Raw genomic sequence first — 10,185 nt, 5'->3', positions numbered from 1 at the left:
TGTTGAGTTCTCAAGGAACGGACACTTCCTTCGTACTCACCCACAGAACCTTCTCCGGGGCTTTCCTCCGGGCGTTTCCCTTCGGTCTTGCGTTTCCGACTCTATCAGACCGTTTCCGTATCCGATTTCCTCGGTGCTTTCCAGGTTCCCGCTTTCGCGTTTCCCTTTCCGGCGGTGATGACTCTATCAGATCCTTTCGGGCCTGACTCCCAGTCAACTGGGTTTGTCTTCCCGGCTGTTGGGCCGTTCCGACGTCCAAAACTTTAGCGGATCCTCTCGGCAGTTCCTAATCGGAGCCACCGCTCCCAAATCGAATGGAATTCGGGCACGCCGAATTCGATCCCGTTGGGAGATCGCGCTGATGGTTTGGTGTGCCGCTTCTGCGGCGGAGGTGCTGTCGCAGAACCGTTACGGCTCCGCGGCAACTCGAAGAACCTTACGGATCCGCCAGGGGAGTGTCAAGTCTCCCCAAGGAGGCCATCCGGCAAACCAGGGGGCGCCGGATGTTCAGGCCCCAACTCCGGTCTCAGTCAAGGTCGGTGAGCCGGCCGCCGGCGTCCGGCTGGGCGTGCTCCACGCGGCGGAGGAGGCGGGTCAGGACCTCTCCCAGGACTGCGCGCTCCTCCGCGGAGAGGTCCTGAAGCAGGTCCTCCTCGAAGACGGTGGAGAGGCGCATGGCCTCCTGCCACTTCCCGCGACCCTCCTTGGTGAGCTCGACGATGACGCGTACGCGGTTGGACTCGTCGCGTTCCCGGGTGACCAGGCCCTCCGCCACCATGCGGTCGATCCGGTGGGTCATCGCGGCCGGGGTGAGCCCCAGGCGCTTGGCGAGGTCGCTCGGCCCCATGCGGTAGGGGGCGCCGGAAAGAACGAGGGCCTTGAGGACCTCCCACTCGGCGTTGCTCATGCCAAGAGTGGCGGTCTGGCGGCCGTAGGCGACGTTCATGCGGCGGTTCAGGCGGCCGAGGGCCGAGACGATCTTCTCGACCTGGGGGTCGAGGTCCTGGAACTCGCGCTGGTACGCGGCGATCTGCTCTTCGAGTGTCGGCTCGCCGACGCCGGGGGTGTCGCCCATGGGCGCAGTATGGCATGCCCTCGCTTGGCGTTGAAGTCCTTCGAGATGTACTGTTTATCTTCTAACTTTAGCTTCGAAGTCTTCACCTCTAACTCCTGAGGCGAGCGAAAGGCTTCCCCTACCAAGGCAGGTGAACGTGACCAGGGCGATGGGCGCGGAGATGCGCCGGATCCATGTGGGCAACGCGCTCAGCGCGTTCGGGCTCGGCTTTACCGTCCCGTATCTGTACGTCTATGTGGCGCAGGTGCGGGATCTCGGTGCTGTGACGGCGAGTCTCGTACTCACCGTCTTCGCCGTGGCCGCGCTCGTCGTGCTGCCGTTCGCCGGGCGGGCCATCGTCCGGCGGGGCCCGATGCCGGTGCTGGTCGTCGCCCTGATCGCTGCCGCCGTGGGGGCGCTGAGCTTCGGGCTGGCGAGCAGTTCGACGACCGTTCTGCTGTCCGCGGCCGCTCTCGGTGCCGGGCAGGCCGTGATGCAGCCGGCGCTCGCGACGATGATCGTGGACTGTTCGACGGCTGACACCCGGTCGCGGGCCTTCGCGACGCAGTTCTTTCTGCAGAACCTGGGGCTCGGTGTCGGTGGGCTGATCGGGGGGCATCTCGTCGACGCCTCGCGGGCCGGTTCGTTCACGTTGTTGTTCACGATCGAGGCGGCGATGTTCCTGCTGCTCGTCGCGGTCATCTCGACCGTACGGATGCCGCGCACGCCGAGGATCGAGGGTGGCGCGCCCCGGGCCGCGGGCGGTAGCTGGAAGCAGTTGCTCGGTAATCGGGCCATGGTGCAACTGGGTGTGCTGGGGTTCGTGCTGTTCTTCGCCTGTTACGGGCAGTTCGAGTCGGGGCTGAGTGCGTACGGCGTCGAGGCGGCCGGGATCTCGACCTCCGCGCTCGGTACGGCGCTCGCGGCGAACACTGCGGTGATCGTGATCGCGCAGTTCGCGGTGCTGAAGTTCGTCGAGCGGCGGAAGCGGTCGCGGGTGATCGCGAGCGTGGGGCTGATCTGGGCCGTCGCGTGGGTCACCGCCGGGTACGCGGGGCTCGGGCACGGCAGCCAGGCCATGGCGACGGCGGCGTTCGTCTCGACGTACGCGCTGTTCGGGCTCGGTGAGGCGATGCTGTCGCCGACCGTGGCGCCACTTGTGGCGGATCTGGCGCCGAGCGGCATGGCGGGGCAGTACAACTCCGCCTTCGCTCTGGTGAAGCAGCTGGCGCTGGCGGTCGGTCCGGCGGTGGGCGGGCCGATGGGGGCCTCGCTGCATGCTCCGTACATCGTGACGTTTCTGCTGTTCTCGCTGGGCATCACGTTCCTGGCGGTGCGGCTCGGGCGGCAGCTCACGCCCCTACAGAATCAGCCTTCGCTGGTGAAGAGCCGGGTTGTGGCGCAGGGTGGGGCTCCGGTGGAGTCTGTCCGGGCCGAGGTCTGACAGACGTGCGACGGCCGTCACCATGAGATGTGGTGACGGCCGTCTCGTGCGTTGGCGGACTGTTTCAGCTGACCGCTGTCACCAGCGTGGACGTGAACGGGATGGTCGCCGTGCCGTCCGGGTTCGTGCGGTCGGCGAGGGCTGTGGCGTTCGCGGCGGCCGCCTGGGCCAGGCGGTCCGGGCCGCCGGTGTCCTCGATGGCCTGGCCCCAGGACACGGCCGAGAGGTGGCCCGGGACGAAGTCGGCGAGCGGGGGGAGGGTGATGTCGAAGGTGACGTCGCGGCTGACGATGTCGTGGAAGCCCGCCTCGATGAGGGCGGCCGTGATGAGTTCGGCGGGGCAGGAGAAGGCCTCGGCGAAGTGGGCCTCGGCTGCCGGTCCGCCGTACTCGGTGATGGCCCGGTGCTGGGCGGCGAAGTACGGGGAGCGGTCCCAGGAGGCCCAGGCGGTGGCGGCGAACCGGCCGCCGGTGCGCAGGACCCGGGCGGCCTCGACGAGGGCGGCGCCGAGGTCGGGGAAGAACTGGACGCCCTGTTGGCAGAGGACGGCGTCGAACGTGTCGTCCGCGTACGGGAGCCGGTCGGCGGGGGCCTGGGTGAACTCGATGTCCGGGTACATGCGGGGTGCCCTGGCGGCGGCCACCTTGAGCATGCCCTCGTTGAAGTCGGCGGCCGCGACATGGCCCGTGGGGCCGACCCGGGCGGCCGCCCCGCGGGCCGCGAAGCCGGTGCCGCACGCGAGGTCGAGGACCTGGTGGCCTGGACACAGGTCCACGGCGTCCAGCACCGCCTCGACGAACGGCGCGTTGAGCGGCGCGGCGTACTCCTCGTAGCGCTCGGGGGCGCTGCCTGTGAGCTGAAAGCCCATTTCATCTGCCTTGGGTGAGCTAGCCATGGGTGAGCTACTAGCACCGCGGGAGGCGGACGACCAGATGCCGCGCGGCTGGGTCCTCAGGTACTGCGCGGAAGTGCGAACTCGCACCACACCGCCTTGCCGCCGCCAGGGGTGCGGCGCGATCCCCAGTTCGAGGCGATGGTGGCGACGATCGCGATGCCACGGCCGGACTCGTCGGCGGGTTCGGCGCGGCGGCGGCGTGGGAGATGGTCGTCGCCGTCGGTGACCTCGACGATCAGGCGGCGGTCGGTGCGGCGGAGTCTGAGGCGCATGGGCGGGGTGCCGTGCTGGAGGGAGTTGGCGACGAGTTCGCTGGCGGCCAGCACTCCGAGGTCGTGCAGGTCGGGCGGGAAGCGCCAGCTGGTGAGGACGCCGGAGGCGAAGGCACGCGCGCGTGGGGCCGCTTCGACGCCGCCGAGCAGTTCCAGGGCGGCGTTTCGGAAGAGTTCGCTGTCGGGGCCGTTGCGGGCGGGGTGCTGGAGGACGAGGACGGCCACGTCGTCGTCGTGGTCGGCCGTCACGCCCGCCGAGCGGACCAGGCGGTCGCAGACCACCTGGGGCGTGCCCGTGGCGCCCGCGAGGGCTCGCTCCAGGGACTCGATGCCCTCGTCCAGGTCCGCGTCGCGGCGCTCGACCAGTCCGTCGGTGTAGAGCACGGCAGTGGAGCCGGGGCCGAGCGGCACCGAGCCGGAGGAGTGCATCCAGCCGCCCGTGCCGAGCGGGGGCCCGGTGGGCTCGTCGGCGCGCAGGACGATGCCGCTCTCGTCGCGTACGAGGATCGGGAGGTGGCCGGCGGAGGCGTACACCAGGCGGCCCTCGTTGGGGTCGTGGACCGCGTACACGCAGGTGGCGATCTGGTTGGCGTCGATCTCCATGGCGAGGCCGTCCAGGAGCTGGAGGACCTCGTGCGGAGGCAGGTCCAGGCGGGCGTACGCGCGGACGGCCGTGCGGAGTTGGCCCATGACGGCCGCCGCGCGGACACCGCGGCCCATGACGTCGCCGATGACGAGGGCGGTGCGGCCGCCGCCGAGGGTGATCACGTCGTACCAGTCGCCGCCGACCGCGGCCTCCGTGCCGCCGGGATGGTAGGTGGCGGCGACGCGCAGGTCGTCGGGTTCCTCGAGTTCCTGGGGCAGCAAGGAGCGCTGGAGGGTGACCGCTGTCTCGCGCTGCCGGCGCTCGCTGGCGCGCAGCCGCTCGGCGGCCTCGGCGTGGTCGGTGACGTCCGCGGCGAAGATCAGTACGCCACCCCCTTCGGGGGTGGCCGAGCCGTCGACGGGGACGGGGACGGGTGTGCAGGTGAAGGTGTACGAGCGGCCGCCGGGTGCCTTGCGGGACTTGACCGTACGCGGCTTGGAGCTGCGCAGGACCTGGTCGAGGAGCGGCAGCAGGCCGACCTCGTCCAGCTCGGGCAGCACATCGCGCGCGGGCGCGCCGACCGGGCGTACGCCGAAGGCGGCCACATAGGCGTCGTTGAGGTACGCGAGGCGGTGTTCGGGGCCGTGCACGAGGGCGACGAGGCCCGGGATGCGGTCGAGGACCTCGCGGACCGGCAGTTCGTCGACGGCGGGCACGGGCGGGGCGTCGGCGTCCGGGTCGACGTCGCCTTCGGTCAGCCGCTCGGCGCGTGCCGCGGGCACGGAACCCTCCGGGGGGACCGCGTGCTCGTTCCGCGCTGCGGCGCGGCGCTGCGTTCCGGGGAGCCGGGCGCTCCAGCGCGTGAAGTTCACTGTGGGACAGGCCTCGTGATTTTTGAAGGGCGAGCGGTCGGCCCGCCCATGGTCGTGGACCAGTGTGTCCGACAGGACCGACATCCGTCAGACGCCGGTCCTGTCGGTGGAGTTCCTGGGTCCGGTCAGGACGACCCCTTCGGGTCCTGAGGAGGCTTTCCACCGGCCGCGAGTTCGAACTCCGCTCGGGGATGTTCGAGCGAACCCAGGGAGACGATCTCACGCTTGAAGAGTCCCGAGAGGGTCCATTCGGCGAGCACGCGGGCCTTGCGGTTGAACGTGGGCACCCTGCTCAGGTGGTACGTGCGGTGCATGAACCAGGCAGGGTAGCCCTTCACCTTGCGTCCGTAGAGGTAGGCGACGCCTTTGTGCAGTCCCAAGGAGGCGACCGAGCCCGCGTACTTGTGGGAGTACGTCTCCAGGGGCTCGCCGCGCAGGGAGTGGACGATGTTGTCGCCGAGGACCCTGGCCTGGCGCACGGCGTGCTGGGCGTTCGGGGCCGTCTCCTTGCCGGGCTCCTCCGCGGTCACGTCCGGGATGGCGGCGGCGTCTCCCGCGGCCCACGCGTGCGTGACGCCGTCGAGGGTCAGCTCGGGCGTGCACTTCAGGCGGCCGCGCTCGTTCAGCGGCAGGTCGGTGGCCGCGAGGATGGGGTGCGGTTTCACACCCGCGGTCCACACGACCGTACGTGTCGGGAAGCGGGCACCGTCACTGAGTACGGCGACCCGGTCCGCGCAGGAGTCCAGGCGGGTCTCCAGGCGAACGTCGATGTTGCGGCGGCGCAGCTGGGTGACGGTGTACTTGCCCATCTCCTCGCCGACCTCGGGGAGGATGCGGTTCGAGGCCTCGACGAGGATCCACTTCATGTCCTCGGGCTTGACGTTGTGGTAGTAGCGCGCGGCGTAGCGGGCCATGTCCTCGAGTTCGCCGAGGGCCTCCACTCCGGCGTAACCGCCGCCTACGAAGACGAAGGTCAGGGCGGCGTCGCGGATCGCGGGGTCGCGGGTGGAGGAGGCGATGTCCATCTGCTCGATGACGTGGTTGCGCAGGCCGATGGCCTCCTCGACGGTCTTGAAGCCGATGGCGTACTCGGCGAGCCCGGGGATCGGGAGGGTGCGCGAGATGGAGCCCGGGGCCAGCACGAGTTCGTCGTACGGGAGCTGTTCGGGCTCGGTGCCCTCCTCCTCGGTGGCGAGGGTGGTGAGGGTGGCCACGCGCTTGGCGTGGTCGATCGCCGTGGCCTCGCCGATGACGACCCGGCACTGGTCCAGGACGCGTCGGAGGGGTACGACGACATGGCGGGGTGAGATGGAGCCGGCCGCCGCCTCGGGCAGGAACGGCTGATAGGTCATGTAGGGGTCTGGCGTGACCACGACGATTTCGACGTCGCCCCGCCTGAGCTCCGGTTTCAGCTTCCGCTGGAGACGCAGGGCGGTGTACATCCCGACGTAGCCGCCGCCGACAACGAGAATGCGCGCACGTTCCTTCACTCACCCATGACGCAACGGCTTCCGGAGTTTGTCCACAGCCCGGACAATTTGTGTGACCGGCCACCCGAGACGCGCAGCGGCGGCCGGTTTGCCGGAGTACGGCGGAAGTTCGCAGGTCAGCAGGTATGATCGGGGTAGGAGAGTGGGGCGCAATCGGGACGTAAGCGGCCCGTACTCCGATCGGGGGGCGCTCCGTGCGGAACCTGCCCCTTCTGAATTGACCCCCACTCAACTATGTTCGTGTGTCATCGGGGTGTAGGGGGATGCGCTCGACGGGGTCCGTACGGCGGGGTCCGTACGGACGAAGGCTGTTCCGCACGCTCCGGCTGTCAATGACGGGGAGAGTCTCCGGGGGGAGACGTCATTACCGGGGGAACACTTATGCATATTCAGGAATCTCATTGGACTTCCGCGTCTGCCATCACATCCGGCGGCTCGGTCGGAGCGGCAGCGGGGAACGGACGTGGCGCGGGGGACGCATCGCGATCGACACCGCTGCGCGTGGACGCACAGCGCAACCTCGAGCACGTACTGCGCGCGGCGCGTGAGGTCTTCGGCGAGCTGGGGTACGGCGCGCCGATGGAGGACGTGGCTAGGCGCGCGCGGGTCGGTGTCGGCACGGTGTACCGGCGCTTCCCGAGCAAGGACGTCCTGGTCCGGCGGATAGCCGAGGAGGAGACCTCCCGGCTGACCGACCAGGCGCGGTCGGCGCTCGGGCAGGAGGACGAGCCGTGGTCGGCGCTCTCGCGCTTCCTGCGGACGTCGGTGGCCTCGGGCGCGGGGCGCCTGCTGCCGCCGCAGATACTGCGGGTGGGTGTCGCGGACGAGGGCACGGTCCTCGACGAGGCGCGGGTGCCGCAGCAGCGGACCCAGCCGGTCTCTCCCGACCTGCGGGTCGTGGATCAGCGCCTCGTGGACCAGCGGCCGGCGTACGTCGAGGAGGCCGTGGCGGCCGACGACGCCGGAGCGACCCAGCTGCTCGAGGTCGTGGGCCAGCTCGTGGAGCGGGCGCGCGCGGCGGGCGAGCTGCGCACGGACGTGACGGTGGCGGACGTTCTGCTGGTGATAGCCACGGCGGCGCCCTCGCTGCCGGACGCGGCTCAGCAGGCGGCGGCCTCGGCACGGTTGCTGGACATCCTGCTGGAGGGGCTGCGGTCCCGTCCTGCGGTGTGAGACGCCTGGGCGCGGCGCGGGTGCCCCCGTTCGCATAGGGATGCTCGACGACTTCACGCATGGGGGCATTCCGCGCTTTTCGTCAACTTCCGTCAGGGAAAGTCGATTGAGCCTTCCCCTGACGGGTGAACGCTAGCGCTCCGGTGCGGCAAGTCCCCACGGACGAGTGGTTGGTCCGTTCCTCCGGGTAACAGCGGTGGGTCCCTGTGGCACCCTTTCCCGATGTTCGGGTCCGAGGGTGCAGGCGGCGGGGGCTTTCCGCGATGAGCGTTGACGGGCGGGACGAGTCACTCGGAGACGGTGGCGCGGAATCGGGTGGGTTGCCTTCGCGGCAGGTGCCGAGTCAGGGCGGACCTTCCAAGAGCGTCCCGACCTGGGGTTCTTCTGAGAATGTGCCGACCGGAGGCCCTGCGGAGGGCAGCGTTCCACCGCAGCGCGAGCGGCGCGACAGCCGCGGCAGCAGTGTGCTGCCGCCCCCGATCGAGCTGCCGCCGGCCGACGCCGAGCTGATCGAGGGGATGCGCTCGGGCGACGACACGGCGTACGAGGAGCTGTACCGGCGCCACGCGGACGCCGTGCGCCGGTACGCGCGCACGTGCTGCCGGGACGCGCACACCGCCGACGACCTCACGGCCGAGGTCTTCGCCCGCATGCTCCAAGCCGTACGAGGCGGCAGTGGCCCCGAGCACGCCGTACGCGCCTATCTGCTGACGAGCATCCGACGCGTCGCGGCGACCTGGACGAAGTCGGCACGGCGGGAGCATCTGGTCGACGACTTCGCCGTGTTCGCGGCGCAGTCGGCACGCAACTCCGAGGTGTCGGACGACGACACCCTGGACCTGGGCGCGGACGTGCGGGCGATGCACGAGGCCGAGCAGTCGATGGCGATGCAGGCGTTCCGGTCGCTGCCGGAGCGCTGGCAGGCCGTGCTGTGGCACACCGAGGTCGAGGACGAGTCGCCGAGCGAGGTCGCCACGCTCTTCGGGCTGGACGCGAACGGCACGCGTGTGCTGGCCAGTCGGGCTCGCGAAGGCCTCAAGCAGGCGTACCTCCAGGCCCATGTGAGCGTCACGCTCACCACCGACGAGGAGTGCGCCCGCTACGCCGACCGGCTCGGCGCGTACGCCCGCGGCGGGCTGCGCACGCGGGCCGAGCGTGGGTTGCGCAAGCACTTGGAGGAATGCGCCAAGTGCCGGCTGGCCGCCGGTCAGATCAAGGAAGTCGCCAGTGGGATTCCCGCGGTCGTGCCGATCGCGGTCATCGGCTGGTTCGGTGCCGCCGGGTACGCGAATGCGGCCGCGCTCATCGCGGGCGGGGCCGGCGCGGGTGCGGCCGGCGCCGCGGGGGCCGCCTCCGCGGCGGGCGGCGGCTCGGGCGGAGCGGGTGCCGGTGGCGGGGCCGCGGCCGAGGGGCTCGGTGCGCCCGCGAAGGCCGGTATCGCGGCGGGCGTCGCCGTGACGGCTGCCGCGGCCGTGGCGGCGTACGCGCTGATGAACAACGACCACGACAAGAAGCCCGCGACCCAGCCGCCGCCCCCGACCACGCCCGTCGTCGAACCCCGGACGCCCCCGCCGTCCCCGAAGCCGCCGAAGAAGCAGCCCGGGCCGCGGCCGGCGGTGCTCGCGCCCGCACCGTCGCCGACTCCGAGCCGCCCTTCACCCTCTCCGCCGCCCACACCCACGCCCGAGCCGACACCGACTCCCACTCCGAAGCCCACGCCTCCGCCGCCCCCGAAGCCCACGCCTCCTCCCCCGCCGCCCCCGGCGGACTTCCAGTGGAACGAGCTGGAGTACGGCCTCACCGGCGACGGCACCGAGCCCGAGATGCGGCTCGGGGAGAGCAGTTGGGTCTGGCAGCGGTACGGCATGTCGATCGCCGACAGGCAGTACGCGAACGGTGTCACCGTGCACGGCGCGTCCTCGGTCACCATCGATCTCAACCGCGCCTGTTCCGCGTACGACGCGGTGGTCGGTGTCGACGACATGACGATGGGGCTCGGTCAGGTGCGGTTCTCCGTGTTCGCGGACGGGGCTCGGATGTGGCGGTCGGAGCTGGTTCACGGGGGTCACCCTGGGGTTCCCGTGCATGTGGATCTGACCGGCAGGAAGACGATTCGGCTGATCGTCGAGCCGCATACGCCGTTCGACTCGGTGGCGTTGGCGGACTGGGCGGAGTCGCGGTTCCGGTGTCGGTGACGCGTGAAGTCAGCGGCGGGTGGTGAGCGGGTTTTTTCGCCCCCGCCGCCCCTACCCGTCCCATCCCCTGGGGCTCCGCCCCAGACCCCGTTTCGGGGGCCGGCCCCCGAACCCCCGCTCCTCAAACGCCGGAGGGGCTGAAATACCAGCAGCCGGGGTCTGGGGGCGCAGCCCCCAATGATGGGAACGGGGAGGGGCGGAGGG

Annotated in this window: 7 protein-coding genes; 3 read left to right on the top strand and 4 right to left on the bottom strand. The window is 70.5% G+C overall.

Annotation, left to right across the window (positions count from 1 at the left end):
- Nucleotides 1-526: 526 nt before the first annotated feature.
- Nucleotides 527-1,075, bottom strand: a complete 549-nt coding sequence (locus ACTWQR_RS54535) for a MarR family winged helix-turn-helix transcriptional regulator (protein ID WP_443234806.1) — start codon at nucleotides 1,073-1,075, stop codon at nucleotides 527-529.
- A 148-nt stretch (nucleotides 1,076-1,223) separates the two neighbouring features.
- Between ACTWQR_RS54535 and ACTWQR_RS54530 the strand changes: the two genes are divergently transcribed.
- On the top strand, nucleotides 1,224-2,498 hold the full coding sequence (locus ACTWQR_RS54530) for an MFS transporter (RefSeq protein WP_443234808.1): 1,275 nt from the start codon (nucleotides 1,224-1,226) through the stop codon (nucleotides 2,496-2,498).
- Between the two features lie 64 nt (nucleotides 2,499-2,562).
- Here ACTWQR_RS54530 and ACTWQR_RS54525 read toward each other — a convergent pair whose 3' ends face one another.
- The 3 genes from ACTWQR_RS54525 to ACTWQR_RS54515 all read right to left on the bottom strand — a co-directional run bounded on the left by ACTWQR_RS54525 (nucleotide 2,563) and on the right by ACTWQR_RS54515 (nucleotide 6,613).
- A complete protein-coding gene (locus ACTWQR_RS54525) occupies nucleotides 2,563-3,366 on the bottom strand; it encodes a class I SAM-dependent methyltransferase (RefSeq protein WP_443234805.1) in 804 nt (267 codons plus the stop codon).
- An 83-nt stretch (nucleotides 3,367-3,449) separates the two neighbouring features.
- The gene (locus ACTWQR_RS54520) at nucleotides 3,450-5,123 is read right to left on the bottom strand and encodes an ATP-binding SpoIIE family protein phosphatase (RefSeq protein ID WP_443234807.1); all 1,674 of its coding nucleotides are present in this window, start codon (nucleotides 5,121-5,123) and stop codon (nucleotides 3,450-3,452) included.
- 125 nt (nucleotides 5,124-5,248) lie between these two features.
- Entirely contained in the window at nucleotides 5,249-6,613 is a 1,365-nt protein-coding gene (locus ACTWQR_RS54515; RefSeq protein WP_443234804.1) for an NAD(P)/FAD-dependent oxidoreductase, read from the bottom strand.
- Nucleotides 6,614-6,994: 381 nt separating this feature from the next.
- On the opposite strand from ACTWQR_RS54515, the gene ACTWQR_RS54510 reads away from it, so the two are divergent.
- Nucleotides 6,995-7,786, top strand: coding sequence for a TetR/AcrR family transcriptional regulator (locus ACTWQR_RS54510; protein WP_443234803.1), 792 nt, complete (start codon nucleotides 6,995-6,997; stop codon nucleotides 7,784-7,786).
- Between the two features lie 263 nt (nucleotides 7,787-8,049).
- Entirely contained in the window at nucleotides 8,050-9,981 is a 1,932-nt protein-coding gene (locus ACTWQR_RS54505) for a sigma-70 family RNA polymerase sigma factor (RefSeq protein ID WP_443234802.1), read from the top strand.
- Nucleotides 9,982-10,185: the final 204 nt, after the last annotated feature.

Source organism: Streptomyces sp. 2A115 (assembly GCF_052245575.1).
Taxonomy (GTDB): Bacteria; Actinomycetota; Actinomycetes; order Streptomycetales; family Streptomycetaceae; genus Streptomyces.
The sequence above is the reverse complement of the archived record's forward strand: the minus strand, read 5'-3'. Positions and strand labels throughout refer to the sequence as shown.

What these genes read in the sequence shown, in the direction of transcription:
- ACTWQR_RS54510 (WP_443234803.1), top strand. Translation starts at nt 6,995, where the DNA reads ATGCATATTCAGGAATCTCATTGGACTTCCGCGTCTGCCATCACATCC.
- ACTWQR_RS54505 (WP_443234802.1), top strand. Translation starts at nt 8,050, where the DNA reads ATGAGCGTTGACGGGCGGGACGAGTCACTCGGAGACGGTGGCGCGGAA.
- ACTWQR_RS54535 (WP_443234806.1), bottom strand. Translation starts at nt 1,075, where the DNA reads ATGGGCGACACCCCCGGCGTCGGCGAGCCGACACTCGAAGAGCAGATC.
- ACTWQR_RS54530 (WP_443234808.1), top strand. Translation starts at nt 1,224, where the DNA reads ATGGGCGCGGAGATGCGCCGGATCCATGTGGGCAACGCGCTCAGCGCG.
- ACTWQR_RS54525 (WP_443234805.1), bottom strand. Translation starts at nt 3,366, where the DNA reads ATGGGCTTTCAGCTCACAGGCAGCGCCCCCGAGCGCTACGAGGAGTAC.